The sequence below is a fragment of the Chelativorans intermedius genome (genome assembly GCF_025398255.1).
Taxonomy (GTDB): Bacteria; Pseudomonadota; Alphaproteobacteria; order Rhizobiales; family Rhizobiaceae; genus Chelativorans; species Chelativorans intermedius.
In genome coordinates, this window is the sequence record NZ_JAODNW010000010.1 from 140,848 (window position 1) to 159,283 (window position 18,436).

Below are 18,436 nucleotides of genomic sequence, written 5' to 3' on the forward strand. Positions count from 1 at the left end.
GGGCACGGCCTGTCCATGGCAGCATTTCCGCAACCGCGCTTCTCGCCGGCGGCGCGCTGGTCGCGCGCGCTTGGCGCCTTTTCCGCCATGCTGTTCGTCGTCTCCGCTCTCGCCCACCGCTTCGGGCTGGTGGAGACCGTGCCGTTCCTCTGGCTGCTCGGGCTGTCGGGCGGGCTGGCGGTTTTCGGCCTCCTGCTGGCTGTCTGCGGCTTCGTGCAGATGTGGGAGCATGGACTTGCCGGCCTGAAGGCGGCGGGCGCGGGGCTTCTCCTGTCGGCGCTGGTGCTTTCGCCCTTTGCCGTCTCGGCCTATCGTTTCGCCGTCCATCCGCCGCTTACCGACATTTCCACCGATCTGGAGCGGCCGCCCCGGCTTCTGCGCGCTGCTGCCCTGCGCACCGCGCCCATGAACCGTATCGCGCCGATCGGCGGGGAAGATGCGCAGCTTCAGGCCCTGGCCTATCCGGCCCTGCACGGCCGGCGCTACGAATATGCCATGGAGACGGTGGTGGAGGCGGTGGAGGCGCTGGTGGCGGCACGCCGCTGGCGACGGCACGCTCCGGTGCCACGGCGCGAGGGCGCGGCGGACGTCACAGTCGAGGCGGTGGCGCGCTCCTTTCTGCTGGGCTTTGCATCCGATGTCGCCATCCGCGTGGAGGAGCGCGACAACGCCACCTATGTCGACATGCGTTCCGTCTCCCGCTACGGCCGCCACGACCTGGGCGACAATGCCGAGCGAATCAGGCGTTTTCTGGAGGATCTCGACCGGCGCATCGAGGCGTTGGGCGATCTTTGAAGCCTCATGCCGGGCGGAACACCGCGTCGATGGAAGGCACGCCTTCGGCGGTGGCGCGCCCGCGGGAGACCAGATCCTCCAGATGGGCGAGAACCGACAGCGCCGCCGCTCCATGCAGCCGCGGATCGGTATCGCGGTAGATGGCGGCGACGATCTCGCCAATGGTGCGGTCGCCGGCGGCAAGCCGCTCAAGAATTGCCCGCTCGCGCATTCTGCGATGCGTCTTGAGCCCGCGCAGAAACTCCCTGGGCCGCGTCACCGGCCCACCATGGCCGGGCAGGAGCAGCCTGTCGTCGCGGGTCATCAGCTTGTCGAGCGAGGCCATGAAATCCGCCATCGCCCCGTCTGGCGGCGCCACGATGGTGGTGGACCAGGCCATCACGTGATCGGCGGAGAAGAGGATTCCTTCCCCCTCCAGCGCGAAGGCGCAATGATTGGCCGTGTGGCCGGGGGTGTGGACGGCACGAATCGCCCAGCCCTCGCCCTCGACCAGTTCTCCCTCGCGCAGCGCGATGTCCGGCACGAAGGCGGTGTCGGCGCTGGCGTCCAGCGGGTTGGTCTCGCCGATCCTGAGGTCCCGCGCCGGCCGGTGCGGCCCCTCGGCGGCGGTCCTGGCGCCCGTGGCCTGCGCCAGGCGCGGCGCCAGCGGCGAGTGGTCGCGATGCGTATGGCTGACGAAGACATGGCTCACCGGCCGTCCGTCGATGGCGTCGAGAAGCGCCCTGAAATGCGCCTCGTCTTCAGGGCCCGGGTCAATGACGGCAAGCTCCTTCTCGCCCACGATATAGGTGTTGGTGCCATGGAAGGTGAAGGCGCTTGGGTTGTGCGCCGTCACGCGCCGCACGCCGGGCGCCACCTCGACGGCCGCGCCATAGTGGGGTGTGAAGCGCCTGTCGAATTGCACGGCCATGCTCGTCCTGTCCCGATCGGTGAAGCGTGCGGCGGAGCGTGTTGCCGCTTACCATGGAAGCGAATATAGAAGAACGCACAAAGGCATCAAAATCGAACTCGCGGAGGCCCCATGTCGCAGGCGATTGCTTCTCGACCGCTCATCTTCCTCGCCCTGCCCGAGTCGGGCGCGGCGCGCCTGGCAGCGCAGGTGCTGCTCGCCCTTGCCGGCACGCTGGTGCTGACGCTTGCTGCCAAGACGAAGGTGGTGCTCGGCCCGGTGGATCTTTCGCTGCAGAATCTGGCGATTCTGCTGATAGCCGCAGCCTTCGGCTTCCGGCTCGGCGTGGCCACCCTGCTGCTCTATCTCGCCGAGGGCGCCATGGGCTTTCCCGTGTTCCAGAGCACGCCGGAAAAGGGCATCGGCCTTGCCTATATGATGGGGCCGACCGGCGGCTATCTCGTCGGCTTCGTCGCTGCCGCGGCCATGGTCGGCCACGCGGCGGACCGCGGCTGGGACCGCCATGCCGTCAAGCTCGGTGCGGTGATGATCGCTGCCCAGGCGGCAATCCTGGCGCTCGGCTTTGCCTGGCTTTCCACCCTGATTGGCGCGGCGGGTGCCTGGCAGTTCGGCGTCGCGCCCTTCGTCCTGCCCGACCTCGTCAAGGCAGTGCTGGCAGCCTGTCTGGTGCCGGCCGGCTGGGCGGCGCTGCGCGCGCTTGGCATCGGCCGCGGTTGAGGAGCGGCCAACGCACACGGCTTCAGGGCCATGGGCGGCAGCGTCCATGGCCCTTTTCACGAGGCGAAGGAGGCACGTGTTGACGGTACTGGTGACAGGGGGTGCCGGCTATATCGGCAGCCACATGGTCTGGGAACTCATCGACCATGGCGAGGATGTGGTGGTGATCGACCGCCTGTCGACCGGCTTCGACTGGGCGGTGCCGCAGGCCGCCGAGCTGGTGGTTGGCGACATCGGCGACCAGAAGCTGGTAGAGCAGACGATGAAGCGGCGCGGCGTTGACGCCGTGATCCATTTCGCGGGCTCCATCATCGTGCCCGAGTCGGTCTCCGATCCGCTCGGCTACTATCTCAATAATACGGTGAAGTCGCGCGCGCTCATCGAGAGCGCCGTGCGCTGCGGTGTCCGGCATTTCATCTTCTCCTCCACGGCCGCCGTCTACGGCAGCCCGCAGCGCAACCCGGTGACGGAGGAGGAGCCGCCGGCCCCCGAATCGCCCTACGGCACCTCCAAGCTGATGACGGAACTGATGCTGCGCGACGCCGCCGCTGCCCATGATCTCAGCTTTACGGCGCTGCGCTACTTCAATGTCTCGGGTGCCGACCCGAAGCTGCGCACCGGACAGTCCACGCGTGGTGCCACGCATCTCATCAAGGTGGCGTGCGAGACGGCCACCGGCAAGCGCCCGCGCATGGAGATCTATGGCGACGACTATCCGACGCGCGACGGCACCTGCGTGCGCGACTATATCCATGTCTCCGACCTGGTGAACGCGCATTATCTGGCGCTTGAGCGCCTGCGCCGCGGCGGCGGAAACCTGGTGGCCAATTGCGGCTATGGTCGCGGGCATTCTGTGCTTGAGGTCATCGAGGCGGTCAAGCGCGTCTCGGGCAAGGATTTCGAGGTGGTCAGAAGCGGCAGGCGGCCCGGCGACGCGGTGGCCATCGTGGCAAGCCCCGAGCGCTGCTTCGCGGAGCTCGGTTGGAAGCCCGTCCATGACGATCTCGAAAGGATCGTCGCCCACGCACTTGCCTGGGAGCGTGCGCTGGCGAAGCGCAACCGGCTATGAACGCCGGAGCGTGCGCCACAGAAGCCCGATATCCGCGCGCAGGGACCAGGTTTCAAGATATTCCGCGTCCGTTTCGGCGCACAGTTGCGGCCGCGACATGTCGATCCCGCGCACCTGCGCCAGGCCGGTGATCCCGGGGAGCGCGGCAAACACGCCGTGCCGCTTGCGGTGGGCGATCAGTTCTTCCTGCTGCGGCAGGCAGGGCCGCGGGCCGACCAGTGACATTTCCCCCCGCAGCACGTTCCACAGCTGCGGCAGCTCGTCGATCTTGCTCCTGCGCAGAAACCGGCCGACCGGGGTGATCGCCTCCGCGTGCGCCTCGTGGGTGGGCACGGAGGGGGTGTCGGCGCGCATGGTGCGAAGCTTGTAGCAGCGGAAGGGCACCATGTCGCGGCCGAGGCGTGTCTGCACATACACCGCCGGGCCGGGGGAGGTGGCCCGCACCGCGACGGCCGCGACGAGCACCACAGGCCAAAGGAGGAGGGCAAGCGGCAGCGCGATGGCAAGGTCGAGCGCGCGCTTGCCGCGCTGCGGCGGCCTGCATGCCTGCATGACGGGGTCCCCGCGGATAGGCCGCGCCAAATCCGCCCTTCCGCTCATGCCGTATGCCGAAGGCCCTCGCCGGCCTTGGCAGGCGGTTTCCCCCCAGGCATCGCGGCGGCTCTTGCGGCCTTTTCCTCCAGATGGCGGAAGAGCACGCGGCGGACCGCCCGCTCGTCATCGCTCTCGAGCGCCGCCTCCAATTCCGCCAGCATGGCCGGCACCTTGTCGGCGCTGCCGTTCAGCGGCTTGGCGCGCAGGATTTTCGGATGCCGCGTCGTGGTCACGCCGGAGGGGTCGTAGAATAGCTCCTCCTTCAGCTTTTCCATGGGCCGCATGCCGATGGTGACGATCTCGATGTCCCCATCGGGATTGTCCTCGTTGCGCACGGTGAGGCCGGCGAGCATGATCATGTCCTCCGCCAGGTCGCGGATCTTCACCGGCTCGCCCATGTCGAGCAGCAGGATGTCGCCCGATTCGGAAAGCGCGCCAGCCTGCACGATAAGTTCCGCTGCCTCGCGCACCGACATGAAGTAGCGCGTCATTTCCTCGTGCGTCAGCGTCACCGGCCCGCCGGCGGCGATCTGCTCCTTGAAGAGGGGCACGACCGAGCCGCTGGAGCCGATCACATTGCCGAATCGCACGCAGGCGAAGACGCGGCCCCTGCCGGCCTGCGCGGCCTCGCGGCCGTAATGGCGCACGATCAGCTCCGCCCAGCGCTTGGTGGCGCCCATCACGCTCTTCGGCCGCACCGCCTTGTCGGAAGAGATGAGGACGAAGTTCTCCACCGCACCCGCGCACGCTTCCTCCACCAGGGCAAGCGTGCCGAACACGTTGTTTCGCACGCCTTCCAGCGCGTTTTCCTCGACCAGCGGCACATGCTTGTAGGCAGCGCAGTGATAGACGGTCTCCACCGCCTGCTCGGCCAGCACGCGGCGCACCAGGCGCCGGTCGGTGATGGAGCCGAGCACCGGCACGATGGGAAAATCGCCATAGCGGCGGAGCTCGCGCTCGATCTGATAGAGGCCAAACTCGTTGAACTCCAGAAGCACCATCTTCTTCGGCCTGGCCTGGGCGATGGTGCGGCACAGCGCCGAGCCGATGGAGCCGGCCGCCCCGGTGACCATGATGACGCGGTCTTCGACCGGGGTCTTGAGCAGCGCCGGGTCCGCCGGCACTGGCGGGCGGCCCAGAAGGTCGTCGATGTCGATGTCACGCACATAGCTGACGAGATACTTGCCGGCGGCAAGATCGGCGATTGGCGGCAGCACGCGGATCTTGACGGGCAGCCGGCCGAGATTGGCCACCAGCTCGCGCCTCTTGCGCGGGCTGGCGGAGGAGGCGGCGATGATGACCTCCTCGATGCCCATATTGGGGATGAGCTGCTCGAAGCCAGCCGAGGAATAGACCCGGATGCCGAGAATATCCATGTCGTGCAGGCTGATATCATCGCTGATGAAGGCCATGACCCGGCATTCACCGGCGGCGTGCAGCGCCTCGGCGAGCTGCGCGGCGGCCTCGCCCGCGCCGTAGATCAGCACCCTGCGCTTCTCCTTGGCGCGCGGCCGGCCGCGCCCGAGCAGCCACTTGGCGCCGAATCGGGTGCCCGTCACGGCGGTAATGCCGCCCACCCAGTAAAGCACGGCAATGGTGCGCGGAATGCCCTCCGCGCCATAGGAGAGGGTGAGGAAGACGAGGCTCACCCAGATCAGCGTGGAGATCGTGACCGCCTGGACGATCGTCCAGATCGCCCGCTCGCGCAGATAGCGCAGGACCGCGCGGTAGAGCCCCATGCGGACGAAGATCGGCACCGCAATGGCCGGCCCAGCAAGCATGAACAGCATCTGCTCGCGGTTGGGAACGAAGATCCGCTCGAACCGGAAGCAGAAGGCCAGCCATATGATGAGCATCAGCGCAAAAACGTCGATGGCCACAAGCGCGGCTCTCTTCGTGCGACGCGAGCGCGCCTGGATCCAGTCGCGGATGCCGGTCAACGTCATGGTTTACGATACCACGTTCACGCCCCTCAAGACCGCTCGTACATCCCCCGGTCGAGGCAATCAACAGCTTGCCTGCTTTCCTAGCAGCAAATGTGGCAAAGGTCGAACATCAAGGCTGGAGGCCGATGATAAATTGTTCTGCGATGTAACAGAATTGCATTCGCCGTTGCCTTGTCCGGTCTCTGTCTCTATATGGGCTGCGTCCGCGCAGGCCGCGGCGCGATGGGGCGTAGCCAAGCGGTAAGGCAGCGGTTTTTGGTACCGCCATTCGCAGGTTCGAATCCTGCCGCCCCAGCCAGCCTACGATCAAATACGCCTACTAAGTGCCTGACCTAGAAAGAATTGAGTGATATCAGCAGGTTGTGATTCCGTCGGATTTGCGAAGATTCGATGGAGAGCACGATGCCGTGGACTGATATCACCCGTCGCGACTATGCCCGTGGAGGCGCACGCTACGCAAGTGACCTGGGCGACGAGGAATGGGCGCTGATAGCCCCGCTGCTGCCTGGACCGAAGCCGGTCGGGCGACCGCGCGTGGCAAACCTGCGCGAGGTGGTGAATGCGATCCTCTACATGGCTTCGACGGGGTGCCAGTGGCGCATGCTCCCGAAGGACTTTCCACTCTTCACCACGGTGCAGAACTATTTCTACGCCTGGCGCGACATGGGTGTGCTTCGGGCCATTAACAATACCCTCGTCATGACGGCGCGGGAGCAAGAGGGTCGGGAGGCAAGCCCGTCCGCCGGCGTCATCGACAGCCAATCCGTTAAGACCACCGAAAGCGGCGGTATCCGGGGCTTCGACGCCGGCAAAAAGATCAATGGCCGCAAGCGCCACATCGTGACCGACACCAGCGGGTTGCTGGTCGGCCTCGTCGTGCACAGTGCTGCGGTCCAGGATCGCGACGGCGCCGCGCAGGTGCTCAAGTCCATCGTGAAGCGCTGGCCGTGGCTGCGCCATGTCTTCGCCGATGGCGGCTATGCAGGCCCAAAGCTGAAGGGCGCGCTGAAAAGGATCGGGAACTTCGCGCTGGAGATCGTCAGAAGGTCCGATGGCGCAAGAGGCTTCCAGGTGCTGCCGCGCCGATGGGTGGTGGAACGGACATTCGCTTGGCTCGGTCGCTGTCGCCGACTGGCAAGGGATTTCGAAAGGACGATCGCGTCCGCCGAGGCCTGGATCCTCATTGCCAGCATCCGCCTGCTCACGCGGCGGCTCGCAAGATCATGAAATCCAAGCCGTCTTTATGATTCAGGCTCTAATACTCGATTTCTATCGCCCCCAATTTCAGGCGAATTCTGGCGTTCTCGCCCCCCATTGCCCATTTTCCATATGTTAGTACGGATAGCACCGTAGCGACACGGCGTAATCACCGTATCTCGATCGCCTATTGATTACAATCAAGGGCGACCTAGTTTCGCCCTACCCAATCTTCGAAGCGCAGCCCGTTTACCCTCTCAAACTCGCGCGTGTTGTTCGTCACCAGCACGCATTCGGCGGCCAGCGCATGCCCGGCGATCATCGTGTCATTGCCGCCAATGGGCGTTCCCCTGGACGCCAGGTCCCGCTTGATCCGCGTGGCATTCTCTGCCGCGACCGCGTCCCATGGCAGAATGGTGGAGAGACGGGAGACGAAGGCATCCACCAGTCGCGCATGACGGGGCGAGGCGTTGCGGCCGACCGTGCCCAGCAGCATTTCATAATAGGTGATGACCGAAATAACGATCTGGTGCTGGCCGTCCACGACCGCTTGCAGCCGCTCAAGCACGGAAGCGGGGCGCTCGCGCATGATGAACGAGCAGATATTGGTGTCGAGCATATAGACGCCTGGCATCAGTGCTCCCCGTTTTCATCAAGGGAAAACCGTCCCTCTTCAATGAGGTCGGGCCGCTCGCGCAGGAAATCTGTGTCCGCGCTGGCTTCATCCATGAAGGACAGCCAGTCCGGACGGACGGGGCGCAGCAGGATCGTATCGCCCTGCCGCTCGATGGTCAGTTCCGTCACTCCCTGGAACTCAAAGTCCTTGGGCAGGCGGATCGCCTGGTTGCGGTTGTTGCGAAAGATGGACACTTTTCGCGTGATGTCTGGGCGTGGCATGGCGGACCTCCATGATGATGGCAGCATCATAACATATGCCTTGCATATGTCAATTTCCAGCCTTACGCCGAAACCATCTCAAGCGCCTCCGCATCCTCCATGAGCACCTTGACCTCCGCTGGAGGCGACACGCACAAAGTTCTAAATACTTCCAGGAACCCCAGCCAGCCTTTGCGCCAGAAGCACTCAGGCGCGATTACGCGGCCGGCTTGAAGCCCAAACGCAATCCCAGCGCGTGAGCGACTTTTACAATCGTGGCAAAGCTGGGCTTCCCATCCTCGGAAAGCGCTTTGTAGAGTCCCTCGCGGCTCATTCCCGTATCGCAGCGGCTGAAGGTCTGGCCTCAGCCGGTGATGAGGCCCTTCAGCTCTGCCACCTTCTTTTCAAGCAGCGCCCTGTCGCCGCGCGTCTCCACGTTGAGGCGCAGCAGCGGCTCGGTGTTGGAGGCGCGCAGGTTGAAGCGCCAGTCATCGAACACCATGCCGAGGCCGTCGATGGTCTCAAGCTTCGGATTGGCGGGGGCGTAGTGGGCGGCTACCCTTTCCTGCACGCTCCCTGCATCTGCGACCGTGAAGTTGATCTCGCCCGAGCAGGGGAACTTGGCGATGCGCTCCTCCAGCGTTTCCGCCAGGCTCTGCCCGCTGGCCGAAAGCTCGCACACCACGGCGAGCCAGGCGAGCATGCCCGAATCGCAATAGGCGAAATCGCGGAAATAGTGGTGCGCGCTCATCTCGCCGCCATAGATGGCGTTTTCCTCGCGCATCATGCGCTTGAAATAGGCGTGGCCGGTGCGGCAAGGCTTGGCCACGCCGCCGGCGCTTTCCACCACGTCGATGGTGTTCCAGGTCAGCCTCGGGTCGTAGAGGACGGTGCTGCCCGGCGCCTTTTTCAGCATGCGCTGGGCGATCATGCCGACAAGATAGTAGCCCTCCACGAAGCGGCCCTTGTGGTCGTAGAGAAAGCAGCGGTCGAAATCGCCGTCCCAGGCGATGGCCAGATCGGCCCCGTGCTCGACCACCGCCTTGCTCGCCTTCTCGCGCTTCTCGGGCAGGAGAGGGTTGGGCACGCCGTTGGGCAGCCTCGGATCGGGCTCGTGGTCGATCTTGATGAAGGTGAAGGGCAGGTGCTCTTCCAGAAGGTCTATGATGGGCCCCGCGCAGCCATTGCCGGCATGGCAGACGATCTTGAACGGCGTGAGCTTCTCGCCGGCCACCTCTTCGAGCAGCCGCTCGATGTAGGCCCGGCGGTCGCAGACGGGATGCAGCGTGCCGCGCGCGCCGTAGCGATCCACCGCCGCCAGCGGCTCGCCGCTGCGCATCACGGCCTCTATGGCGTTGAAGGCATTGTCGGGCGTGGCCGCCGCGGCGCCCTTCAGCACCATCTTGATGCCGTTGTAGTCCGGCGGGTTGTGGCTTGCCGTCACCATCAGGCCGGCATCGGCCCCGCTGCGGGCGGTGTGGAAATAGACCTCCTCGGTGCCGCACTGGCCGACGGGCAGCACGTCTACTCCGCTGTCGAGCAGGCCCTGGATGAGCGCACCGGCCAGCGCAGGGCTGTCGAGGCGCATGTCGTGCCCCACCACCACCGATCCCGGCGCCAGCGTCTTCTTCACCGCCTGGGCGAAGCGATATGCGAAGACGGCGTTGATCTCGCCGGGGATCTGGCCGCGAACGTCATAGGCCTTGAATGGTGCGCTCATGCTCGTCCTCTCCTCGTTTCGTCGCCACCTAGTTAGGCGCTGGGCGCCGATCGCGCAACGCAAAGGAAAGGCCGCTGCCGCCGGCTCACCGCGTGTAACAGCGGCTGCGCCAGAGTGAATGCGGCTTTCTGTTGCGAAATATCCGTTATGTGCCTATTCACCGGGCGGTTTGGAAATGGATTCCGCGCCGGGGGCGCAAGGCAGGGTACATGCAGTTCATCGATCTCGGCGCGCAGCGCGCACGCATCCAGCCGGGGCTGGAGAAGAGGCTGGCCAAGGTGCTGGCGGAAGGCCGCTATATCCTCGGGCCGGAGGTCGCCGAGTTCGAGGAAAAGATCGCCGCCTATATCGGCGTCAGACACGCCGTGGCATGCGCCAGCGGCACCGACGCCCTGCTCATCCCGTTGATGGCCTTCGGGATCGGGCCGGGGGATGCCGTCTTCTGCCCGAGCTTTACCTTCGCCGCCACCGCGGAGGTGGTGGCGCTTGCCGGAGCCACGCCCGTTTTCGTGGATGTCGACCCGGATACCTACAACATCGACCCGGAAAGCCTGGCGGCCGCGATCTCCCACGTGCGCGCGCAGGGCGGGCTGACGCCGCGGGCCGTCATCCCGGTGGACCTGTTCGGCCTGGCGGCCGACTATCGCGGGCTTGCCGAGATCGCCGTGCGGGAGGGCCTGCGTGTCATCGAGGATGCCGCCCAGGCCACGGGGGGCGCGCAGGGCAACACCATGTGCGGCGCCTTCGGCGATGTCGCGGGCACCAGCTTCTATCCGGCCAAGCCGCTTGGCTGCTATGGCGACGGCGGCGCCATGTTCACCAATGACGGGGAACTGGTGGAGATTCTGCGCTCCATCGCCTTCCACGGCAAGGGTGCCAGCCAGTACGACAATGTGCGCCTCGGGCTCAACTCGCGTCTCGACACGCTGCAGGCGGCGGTGCTGCTCGAAAAGCTCGCCATCCTGCCGGAGGAGATGGAGCTGCGTCAGGAGGTTGCCGCGCGCTACAACGAACTTCTTGCCGATGCGGTGAAGGTGCCCGTCGTGCCGGCAGGCAATCGTTCGGCCTGGGCGCAATATGCCATCGAGACCCCGGCGCGCGACAGGGTGCGCGCACGCCTGCAGGAAGAGGGAATTCCCTCCGTCGTCTATTACGAGAAGCCGCTGCACCTGCAGCAGGCATATGCGGCTTATCCGCGCACGCCGAAGGGACTGCCGGTTTCGGAGAGCCTGCCGGAGCGGATCCTCTGCCTGCCGATGCATCCCTATCTTGCGCGGGACGATCAGGAGCGTATCGCCCGGATCGTCCGCCGCGCCGTGGCGGAGGGGTAGGTCGACCCGTGATGGGCCCGTCGGGAAGAACATTCCGCATTCGGCCCGATCGGCGCAAAAGGAAGGCCATGAGAACCTGCCCATTGGGTTGGTGCGCCTTGAGAGGCTTGAGACGGGCGTGCTATCCCGACGCGGTTTCCGGCGCTGCGAAACAGGCGGCGCCCGACATGAGGACGAGGTTGTAGCGACAGATGCCGGCACCGCTTACCCATCTCCAGCGCCTGGAGGCCGAATCGATCCACATCATGCGCGAGGTCGCGGCGACCTTCGCCAAGCCGGTCATGCTCTACTCGATCGGCAAGGACTCCTCGGTTCTTTTGCATCTGGCCATGAAGGCCTTCTATCCGGCCAAGCCGCCTTTCCCCTTCCTGCATGTGGACACCACCTGGAAGTTCCGCGAGATGATCGCGTTTCGCGACCGCATGGCCGCGGAGCTGGGTTTCGACCTGCTGGTGCACATCAACGAGGAGGGCGTGCGCGACGGCATCAACCCGATCGACCACGGCTCCAACACGCACACCCACATCATGAAGACTGTGGCGCTGCGCCAGGCGCTCGACAAGTACGGCTTCGATGCCGCTTTCGGCGGGGCGCGCCGCGACGAGGAGAAGAGCCGCGCCAAGGAGCGCATCTTCTCCTTCCGCACCGCCACCCATGCCTGGGACCCCAAGAACCAGCGCCCGGAGATGTGGAAGATCTACAACACGCGTGTCGCCAAGGGCGAGTCGATCCGCGTCTTCCCGCTGTCCAACTGGACCGAGCTCGACATCTGGCAGTACATTCTGCAGGAGAACATCCCCATCGTGCCGCTCTACTTTGCCAGGAAGCGGCCCGTGGTGGAGCGGGACGGCATGCTCATCATGGTGGATGACGACAGGTTGAAGCTGCAGCCCGGAGAGAAGGTGGAGGAGCGCATGGTGCGCTTCCGCACCCTGGGCTGCTATCCGCTGACCGGGGCCATCGAGTCGACGGCGCAGACGCTGGAGGAGGTGGTGGCGGAAATGCTGACGGCCCGCACGTCCGAACGCCAGGGCCGTCTCATCGACCGCGACGAAGCGGGATCCATGGAAAAGAAGAAGCGGGAAGGGTATTTCTGATGCTGCAGGAAAAAGGCTCCGCGCTTCCCGAGCCCGACATCGCCGACATCCGCAACTACCTGGCAAGCCAGGAGAACAAGACGCTTCTGCGCTTCCTGACCTGCGGTTCGGTGGACGATGGGAAGTCGACGCTGATCGGCCGGCTTCTCTATGACACAAAGCTGATCTTCGAGGATCAGCTTGCCGCTCTCGAGCAGGATTCGAAGAAGCACGGCACGGCGGGTGAGGAGATCGACTTCGCCCTGCTGGTGGACGGGCTGGAGGCCGAGCGCGAGCAGGGGATCACCATCGACGTCGCCTATCGCTTCTTCTCGACACCGAAGCGCAAGTTCATCGTCGCAGACACGCCCGGCCACGAGCAATATACGCGCAACATGGCCACCGGCGCCTCGACGGCCGATCTCGCCGTGGTGCTGATCGACGCGCGCCAGGGCGTGCTGCCGCAGACGCGACGCCACTCCATCATCGCCTCGCTTCTGGGCATCCGCCACATCGTGCTGGCGGTCAACAAGATCGACCTTGTGGGCTTCGACGAGGCCGTCTTCGCGAAGATCGTTGCCGACTACGAGGCGTTTTCCAAGGATCTGGGCTTTGTCTCCGTGGTGCCCATTCCCATGTCGGCGCGCTATGGCGACAACGTCACCCGGGCATCGGAAAACACGCCGTGGTATTCCGGCCCCTCGCTGCTCGACCATCTGGAGACGGTGGACGTGGAGGAGGGACTGGCCGAGCGGCCCTTCCGCTTCCCCGTGCAATATGTCAACCGGCCCAATCTCGACTTCCGCGGCTTTGCGGGAACGGTCGCCTCCGGCTCCATCGGGGTGGGCGAGGACGTGGTGGTGGCCAAGTCGGGGAAGCGTTCGCGCATCAAGCGCATCGTCACCCATGACGGCGATCGCGAGCGGGCCTTCGAGGGCGAGGCGGTGACGCTGCTGCTCGCGGACGAGATCGAGGTTTCGCGCGGCAACATGCTGGTGGCGCCGGATGCACGCCCGTATGTGGCCGACCAGCTTGCCGCCAATGTCGTCTGGTTCGACGAGCATCCGCTGCTGCCCGGCCGCATGTATCTGCTGCGCACCGAGACGGACCAGGTGAACGCGACGGTCAGCCACCTGAAGCACCGCGTGAACATCCACAATTTCGCCCACGAGGCGGCCAAGTGCCTGGAGCTCAACGAAGTCGGCGTGTGCAACTTCTCGCTCCAGGCGCCGATTGCCTTCGATTCCTTCGAGGACAATCGCACCACCGGCGCCTTCGTGCTGATCGACCGGCTGACCAACGCCACGGTGGGCGCCGGGATGATCCTCTATCCGCTGCGCCGGGCGGCCAACATCCATTGGCAGGCTCTGGACGTGACCAAGGCGTCGCGCGCCGAGCTCAAGCACCAGAAGCCGGCCGTCCTGTGGTTCACCGGACTTTCGGGCTCCGGCAAGTCGACCATCGCCAACCTTCTGGAAAGGAAGCTGCACGCCGCGGGCCGCCACACCTACATCCTCGACGGCGACAATGTGCGCCATGGCCTCAACCGCGATCTCGGCTTCACCGAGGAAGACCGGGTGGAAAACATCCGCCGCGTGGCCGAGGTGGCGAGGCTGATGGCCGATGCCGGTCTCATCGTGCTCGTCTCCTTCATTTCTCCGTTCCGCGCCGAGCGCCGCATGGCGCGCGACCTGATGGACGAGGGCGAGTTCATCGAGGTGTTCGTGGATACCCCCTTCGAGGAATGCGCCAGGCGAGACCCCAAGGGCCTTTATGCGCGCGCGCTCAAGGGCGAGATCAAGAACTTCACCGGCGTCGATTCGCCCTATGAGGAGCCCGAGCTGGCAGATGTCCACCTGAAGACGGCGGGCCGCGAGCCCGAGGAGCTGGCAGACGAATTGGAAGCCTGGCTCAGGGAGCGCGGCTATTGCTGACCGCCGAGACGCACCACCCGCAGGACGATGCGGCCCTGCTGGCGCTGTTCGAGGAGCTGGCACTGGCCGCCGGCCGGGCCATCATGCGGCACTATGAGGCAGGCGTCCGTGTCGAGGAGAAGGCCGATGCTTCGCCGGTGACGGCGGCCGACCGCGACGGCGAGAAGATCATTCTGGACGGCCTGCGCGCCCGCCTTCCCGGCCTGCCCTGCGTTTCGGAGGAAGCGGCCTCGGCCGGCCATCTGCCGGCGTGCGGCGAGGACGACTTCATTCTCGTCGATCCGCTGGACGGCACGCGCGAGTTCATCAACCGCCGCGCCGACTTCACGGTAAACATCGCGCTCGTCAGGAAGGGGGCGCCGGTGCTGGGCGTCGTCCATGCGCCGGCGCGCCGGCTCCTCTATTCGGGCCGTCCGGGGCACGCCTTCGAGGCGCACACGCCCGACGGTGCGTCGCTTGCCGAACGGCACGAGATCGCCGCCCGCCCGCTGCGCACGCCGCCGGCCATTGTTGCCAGCCGCTCTCACTCCACCCCGGAGACGGAAGCCTTCATCGCCCGCCATCCGGGGGCGGAGACGGTCTCCATCGGTTCGTCACTGAAGTTCTGCATCCTCGCCCGAGGCGAAGCCGATGTCTATCCGCGCTTCGGGCGCACCATGCAGTGGGACACCGCAGCGGGCGACGCCGTTCTGCGCGCTGCAGGCGGGCGCACGCTGACGCTGGACGGCGCGCCGCTTACCTATGGGCCCAAGGGCGGCCACGGGCTGGACGCCTTCGCCAATCCCTTCTTCATCGCCGAGGGCAGGCCGGCTTAGGCCGGTGCCGCGCGATGCCGCCGCACCCCGTTAAAGCTCCTCACGCCAGGGCGGGTTGGCGCCGGCGCGCGAGACGGTGAAGGCCGCCACGCGGGCAGCGAAGGAGAGCGCCTCCCGCACCACTGTTTCTGACGGGCTGGCGAGCGCTTCCTTGGCAAGCGCGCCGGCTTCGCGCAGCGCCGCAAGGACGCCGGCATTGAAGGCATCTCCCGCCCCCACCGTATCGACCACCGTCACGGGCGCGGCTTCCATGTGCACCCTTCCGCCCTGCCAGAAGGCGGTCGCCCCCCTGGCGCCGCCCGTCACGATGACAAGCTTCGTGCCCGCTTGCAGCAGCGCCCGCACGGCGGCCTCCTGGGAAGCCGGCCCGCCGAGCCAGGCGAGATCCTCTTCGGAGACTTTCACGATGTCGGCCATGGCCATCATGCGCTGCATGCGCGCGCGGTGCGCCTCGGCCTCGCGGATGAAAGCGGGACGGATGTTGGGATCGAGCATGATCACCCGGGCGGCACTTTCGCGCCGCATCAGCGCCTCGTAGGTGCTGCCGCAGGGCTCTGCCGCCAGGCTGATGCCGCCGAACAGAAGCGCTTCCACCTCGCCCTTGAGCGCCGGCAGGTCGTTCGCAGCCAGCATGCGGCCTGCCGAGTTCTCGTCATAGAAGAAGTAGCTCGCCTGGCCATCCTCCAGCCTGACGAAGGCAAGGGTGGTGGGGCGGCTGGAGATCTTGGCGTAGGAGAGATCGACGCGGCTCTCTCTGAGCGCGGCCTGCAGGCGGACGCCGAACAGATCGTCGGAAAGGCCGGAGAAGAAGGAGACGGGCACACCCAGCCGCCCGAGCGCCAGCGCGCTGTTGAAGACCGAGCCGCCGACATGGGGGGCAAAGGCGCTTTCCCCCGCCGCGGTTTCGCGCGGGAGCATGTCGATGAGCGCTTCGCCGCAGCACAGGATCATTGTCGTTCCTCCTTGGAATCAGGCAATGGGGCTCATAAAGCAGATTGCGCGCCGACCAGGAAGCGCTCGGCCAGCGGCAGGCTGGCGCCGCCCAGCGCCCGGGCGTGGCGGCCCACCGTGCCCTCGCGCACCGCGGGCAGGGTAAGGCCCTCCGAATCGAGCTGCGAGAGATGGTGTGCCGTGCGCGCCACCAGGGCGGCGCGCACGGCAAGCGGCAGCCAGCCGTCGATGATCGCGCTCTGGAAGTCGATGACGGCTGTGGCGGCCAGAATGGCGTGAGCCAGGCCGTGGGCGGCCCCGTCCACCCAGCGCTCCAGATCCTCGCCCAGCTCCCCCCAATCGTCGGGCGAGGTCCACAGCCCCGTCGCATCCAGGCCGCGCGCCACCAGCGTCTTTTCCAGGACGCTGATGGAGGCGACGTCGATGAGCTGCCGCATGGTGCCGGCGGGGTCGGGCACCGGCATCGAGCCGAGGGCGCCGGCATTTCCGGTGCTGCCGGAAAACAGCCGGCCCCCAAGTGCGATGCCGCCGCCGACAAAGGCGCCGACATAGAAATAGATGAAATCGCCCTGCGCCGGCGGATGGCCGAAAACAAGCTCGGCCCCGCAGGCGGCGGTGGCGTCGTTCTGAAGATAGACCGGGAAGGGGCAGCGCTCGGCAAGGGCGGCGCGAATGTCCGTGTGGCGCCATCCATCCATGGCGCCCGGCGGCGCGCCTGCCGCGTCGGCCCAGCTCCACAGCTCGAAGGGCATGGCAATGCCGAGCCCTGCAACACGCGCCCACCTGCGCCTGTCGAGGGTCTTCTCCAGCGTCGCCAGATCCTTCGTCACAAACGCGATCGTGTCCTCGGGCGTGGGATAGGCATAGGAGTGCTGGCACATGCGCCTTATGGCGCCGCGAAAGTCGATGAGCGCCATCTCCGAGCTGCGCCGGCCGATCTTCAGCCCCAGGAAGAAGGCGCCTTCCGGGTTGAGGCTCATGGGGATGGAGGGCTGGCCAACCTTGCCGCGTTGCGGATCGCCGCGCACCAGGAGCGCGTCAGCCTCCAGCTCGCGCATGATGACGGAGACGGTCTGCGCGGAAAGCCCGGTCATGCGGGCAATCTCCGTTTTCGCCAGGCTGCCATGCCGGCGCAAGAGCGACAGCACCAGGCGCTGGTTGTAGTCGCGCATGCCGCTCTGGTTGGTGCCCAGGCCGCGGCGCGGCGCTGCCGCGCCGTCGTTCTGCCGTGCAAGACCGCCGTCCAAGCCGCTCAACCTTCCTCCCGCTTCTCTTCCGGGCGCAAGATGCGGCGGTGCGCTCGTCATGTCAATAAATAAATAAATGTGATTTATCTATTGACACACCCCTCCGGCTTTTGTTTTCTGACCGTCACGTGACGGCACATCGCGCCGCCACGGAGTCGGGCGCCTCCAGGCGCCGATCTGTCTCTCGGGAGGATACCGTGACCAAGAACGCGCTACTGAAGACCACTGCGCTCGCCCTTGCCGGTGCGGGCTTTCTGGGCCTTGCCCAGCCCGCCGCCGCGCAGGATGACAAGGTGAGCGCCTGCCTCATCACCAAGACCGACATCAACCCCTTCTTCGTGAAGATGAAGGAGGGCGCCACCCAGAAGGCCGAGGAGCTGGGCGTGGAGCTGTCCACCTATGCAGGCCGCGTGGACGGCGACCATGAAACCCAGCAGCAGGCGATGGAGACCTGCATCGCCGCCGGTGTCGATGGCATTCTCATCACGCCGTCCGACACCAAGGCCATCGTGCCGATCACCCGCGCTGCGCGCGAGGCCGGCATTCTGGTGATCTCGCTCGACACGCCTATGGAGCCCATCGACGCGGCCGATGCCACCTTCGCCACCGACAATTTCGAGGCCGGGCGGCTGATCGGCGCCTGGGCGAAGGCGAAGCTGGGCGATGCGGCGGAGAATGCGCGCATCGCCTTCCTCGACCTCAACGAAAGTCAGCCCTCCGTCGGTGTGCTGCGCGACCAGGGCTTCATGACCGGCTTCGGCATCGACGTGAAGAACCCCAACCGCTGGGGCGATGAGGACGATCCGCGCATCGTCGGCCACGAGGCGACCAACGGCAACGAGGAGGGCGGCCGCAGGGCGATGGAAAACCTGCTGCAGGTCGATCCCAACCTGAATGTCGTCTACACGATCAACGAGCCGGCCGCCGCCGGCGCCTATGAAGCGCTGCAGGCGTTCGGCAAGGCCGACGACGTGCTGATCGTCTCGGTCGACGGCGGCTGCCCGGGCGTGCAGAACGTCGCCGAGGGCATCATCGGAGCCACCTCGCAGCAATATCCGCTGCTCATGGCCTCGATGGGCATCGAGGCGATCGCCCGCTATGCCGAGGACGGCACGCTGCCCGAGCCCAGCGAGGGCCTTGATTTCTTCAACACCGGTGTCAACCTCGTGACGGATGACCCGGTCGAAGGTGTGCCCTCCATCTCCGTCGAGGAAGGGCTGGAGCGCTGCTGGGGCTGAGCGCGGCCGCAGCCGTTTGA

Annotated in this window: 18 protein-coding genes and 1 tRNA gene; 10 read left to right on the forward strand and 9 right to left on the reverse strand. The window is 66.1% G+C overall.

All coding sequences use genetic code 11. The annotated features are described in order from the left end of the window. The first annotated feature begins 15 nt into the window (after positions 1–15). Positions 16–795 (forward strand): DUF1499 domain-containing protein, encoded by a 780-nt coding sequence (locus NYR58_RS09750; protein WP_261520400.1) that lies wholly within the window; start codon positions 16–18, stop codon positions 793–795. A gap of 4 nt (positions 796–799) precedes the next feature. Here NYR58_RS09750 and NYR58_RS09755 read toward each other — a convergent pair whose 3' ends face one another. Next, positions 800–1,705: an MBL fold metallo-hydrolase gene (locus NYR58_RS09755; protein WP_261520401.1), complete on the reverse strand. Its 906-nt coding sequence runs from the start codon at positions 1,703–1,705 to the stop codon at positions 800–802. A gap of 111 nt (positions 1,706–1,816) precedes the next feature. On the opposite strand from NYR58_RS09755, the gene NYR58_RS09760 reads away from it, so the two are divergent. Both NYR58_RS09760 and galE read left to right on the forward strand, forming a co-directional pair. Continuing rightward, positions 1,817–2,422, forward strand: a complete 606-nt coding sequence (locus tag NYR58_RS09760) for a biotin transporter BioY (RefSeq protein WP_261520402.1) — start codon at positions 1,817–1,819, stop codon at positions 2,420–2,422. A 79-nt stretch (positions 2,423–2,501) separates the two neighbouring features. Then, positions 2,502–3,491, forward strand: a complete 990-nt coding sequence (gene galE / locus NYR58_RS09765; protein WP_261520403.1) for a UDP-glucose 4-epimerase GalE — start codon at positions 2,502–2,504, stop codon at positions 3,489–3,491. Here galE and NYR58_RS09770 read toward each other — a convergent pair. Together NYR58_RS09770 and NYR58_RS09775 are read right to left on the reverse strand one after the other, a co-directional pair. Then, positions 3,486–4,043: a sugar transferase gene (locus NYR58_RS09770; protein ID WP_261520404.1), complete on the reverse strand. Its 558-nt coding sequence runs from the start codon at positions 4,041–4,043 to the stop codon at positions 3,486–3,488. The two genes, galE and NYR58_RS09770, sit on opposite strands and share 6 nt — an antisense overlap. A gap of 44 nt (positions 4,044–4,087) precedes the next feature. Then, positions 4,088–6,031 carry a polysaccharide biosynthesis protein gene (locus NYR58_RS09775; protein WP_261520405.1) on the reverse strand — a complete coding sequence of 648 codons (1,944 nt, stop codon included), beginning with the start codon at positions 6,029–6,031 and terminating at the stop codon, positions 4,088–4,090. A 223-nt stretch (positions 6,032–6,254) separates the two neighbouring features. On the opposite strand from NYR58_RS09775, the gene NYR58_RS09780 reads away from it, so the two are divergent. Together NYR58_RS09780 and NYR58_RS09785 are read left to right on the forward strand one after the other, a co-directional pair. Further along, positions 6,255–6,329 (forward strand) — tRNA-Gln (locus NYR58_RS09780). Positions 6,330–6,433: 104 nt separating this feature from the next. Then, entirely contained in the window at positions 6,434–7,258 is an 825-nt protein-coding gene (locus tag NYR58_RS09785) for an IS5 family transposase (protein ID WP_261520490.1), read from the forward strand. A gap of 181 nt (positions 7,259–7,439) precedes the next feature. On the opposite strand, the gene NYR58_RS09790 is transcribed toward NYR58_RS09785, so the two are convergent. The 4 genes from NYR58_RS09790 to NYR58_RS09805 form a co-directional block, all read right to left on the reverse strand. Continuing rightward, positions 7,440–7,847 (reverse strand): type II toxin-antitoxin system VapC family toxin, encoded by a 408-nt coding sequence (locus NYR58_RS09790; protein ID WP_261520406.1) that lies wholly within the window; start codon positions 7,845–7,847, stop codon positions 7,440–7,442. 14 nt (positions 7,848–7,861) lie between these two features. Beyond that, entirely contained in the window at positions 7,862–8,125 is a 264-nt protein-coding gene (gene vapB / locus NYR58_RS09795) for a type II toxin-antitoxin system VapB family antitoxin (RefSeq protein WP_261520407.1), read from the reverse strand. Between the two features lie 196 nt (positions 8,126–8,321). Further along, entirely contained in the window at positions 8,322–8,438 is a 117-nt protein-coding gene (locus NYR58_RS09800; RefSeq protein ID WP_378074665.1) for a helix-turn-helix domain-containing transcriptional regulator, read from the reverse strand. A gap of 30 nt (positions 8,439–8,468) precedes the next feature. Further along, on the reverse strand, positions 8,469–9,824 hold the full coding sequence (locus tag NYR58_RS09805) for a phosphomannomutase/phosphoglucomutase (RefSeq protein ID WP_261520408.1): 1,356 nt from the start codon (positions 9,822–9,824) through the stop codon (positions 8,469–8,471). A gap of 209 nt (positions 9,825–10,033) precedes the next feature. Here NYR58_RS09805 and NYR58_RS09810 point away from each other — a divergent pair, with 209 nt between their 5' ends. From NYR58_RS09810 to cysQ, 4 genes are all read left to right on the forward strand, one after another. Then, positions 10,034–11,155, forward strand: a complete 1,122-nt coding sequence (locus tag NYR58_RS09810) for a DegT/DnrJ/EryC1/StrS family aminotransferase (protein WP_261520409.1) — start codon at positions 10,034–10,036, stop codon at positions 11,153–11,155. Positions 11,156–11,346: 191 nt separating this feature from the next. Further along, positions 11,347–12,252, forward strand: a complete 906-nt coding sequence (gene cysD / locus NYR58_RS09815) for a sulfate adenylyltransferase subunit CysD (protein WP_261520410.1) — start codon at positions 11,347–11,349, stop codon at positions 12,250–12,252. Next, the gene (gene cysN, locus NYR58_RS09820; protein WP_261520411.1) at positions 12,252–14,165 is read left to right on the forward strand and encodes a sulfate adenylyltransferase subunit CysN; all 1,914 of its coding nucleotides are present in this window, start codon (positions 12,252–12,254) and stop codon (positions 14,163–14,165) included. Before cysD ends, cysN begins: the two co-directional genes overlap by 1 nt. Further along, positions 14,159–14,980: a 3'(2'),5'-bisphosphate nucleotidase CysQ gene (cysQ, locus tag NYR58_RS09825; protein ID WP_261520412.1), complete on the forward strand. Its 822-nt coding sequence runs from the start codon at positions 14,159–14,161 to the stop codon at positions 14,978–14,980. Before cysN ends, cysQ begins: the two co-directional genes overlap by 7 nt. 30 nt (positions 14,981–15,010) lie before the next feature. Here the strand turns inward: cysQ and NYR58_RS09830 are convergent, their stop codons facing one another. Together NYR58_RS09830 and NYR58_RS09835 are read right to left on the reverse strand one after the other, a co-directional pair. Continuing rightward, the gene (locus tag NYR58_RS09830; protein WP_261520414.1) at positions 15,011–15,931 is read right to left on the reverse strand and encodes a carbohydrate kinase family protein; all 921 of its coding nucleotides are present in this window, start codon (positions 15,929–15,931) and stop codon (positions 15,011–15,013) included. A gap of 32 nt (positions 15,932–15,963) precedes the next feature. Then, positions 15,964–17,178 carry an ROK family transcriptional regulator gene (locus tag NYR58_RS09835; protein WP_378074666.1) on the reverse strand — a complete coding sequence of 405 codons (1,215 nt, stop codon included), beginning with the start codon at positions 17,176–17,178 and terminating at the stop codon, positions 15,964–15,966. Positions 17,179–17,375: 197 nt separating this feature from the next. Between NYR58_RS09835 and NYR58_RS09840 the strand changes: the two genes are divergently transcribed. Further along, on the forward strand, positions 17,376–18,416 hold the full coding sequence (locus NYR58_RS09840; RefSeq protein WP_261520415.1) for a sugar ABC transporter substrate-binding protein: 1,041 nt from the start codon (positions 17,376–17,378) through the stop codon (positions 18,414–18,416). Positions 18,417–18,436 lie beyond the last annotated feature (20 nt).

Excerpts from the sequence above, each read along its gene's own strand:
- vapB (WP_261520407.1), bottom strand. The coding sequence starts at position 8,125 with ATGCCACGCCCAGACATCACGCGAAAAGTGTCCATCTTTCGCAACAAC.
- NYR58_RS09770 (WP_261520404.1), bottom strand. The coding sequence starts at position 4,043 with ATGCAGGCATGCAGGCCGCCGCAGCGCGGCAAGCGCGCGCTCGACCTT.
- NYR58_RS09760 (WP_261520402.1), top strand. The coding sequence starts at position 1,817 with ATGTCGCAGGCGATTGCTTCTCGACCGCTCATCTTCCTCGCCCTGCCC.
- NYR58_RS09805 (WP_261520408.1), bottom strand. The coding sequence starts at position 9,824 with ATGAGCGCACCATTCAAGGCCTATGACGTTCGCGGCCAGATCCCCGGC.
- NYR58_RS09750 (WP_261520400.1), top strand. The coding sequence starts at position 16 with ATGGCAGCATTTCCGCAACCGCGCTTCTCGCCGGCGGCGCGCTGGTCG.
- NYR58_RS09775 (WP_261520405.1), bottom strand. The coding sequence starts at position 6,031 with ATGACGTTGACCGGCATCCGCGACTGGATCCAGGCGCGCTCGCGTCGC.
- NYR58_RS09810 (WP_261520409.1), top strand. The coding sequence starts at position 10,034 with ATGCAGTTCATCGATCTCGGCGCGCAGCGCGCACGCATCCAGCCGGGG.
- NYR58_RS09790 (WP_261520406.1), bottom strand. The coding sequence starts at position 7,847 with ATGCTCGACACCAATATCTGCTCGTTCATCATGCGCGAGCGCCCCGCT.
- NYR58_RS09830 (WP_261520414.1), bottom strand. The coding sequence starts at position 15,931 with ATGATCCTGTGCTGCGGCGAAGCGCTCATCGACATGCTCCCGCGCGAA.
- cysD (WP_261520410.1), top strand. The coding sequence starts at position 11,347 with ATGCCGGCACCGCTTACCCATCTCCAGCGCCTGGAGGCCGAATCGATC.
- NYR58_RS09785 (WP_261520490.1), top strand. The coding sequence starts at position 6,434 with ATGCCGTGGACTGATATCACCCGTCGCGACTATGCCCGTGGAGGCGCA.
- cysN (WP_261520411.1), top strand. The coding sequence starts at position 12,252 with ATGCTGCAGGAAAAAGGCTCCGCGCTTCCCGAGCCCGACATCGCCGAC.
- NYR58_RS09755 (WP_261520401.1), bottom strand. The coding sequence starts at position 1,705 with ATGGCCGTGCAATTCGACAGGCGCTTCACACCCCACTATGGCGCGGCC.
- NYR58_RS09800 (WP_378074665.1), bottom strand. The coding sequence starts at position 8,438 with ATGAGCCGCGAGGGACTCTACAAAGCGCTTTCCGAGGATGGGAAGCCC.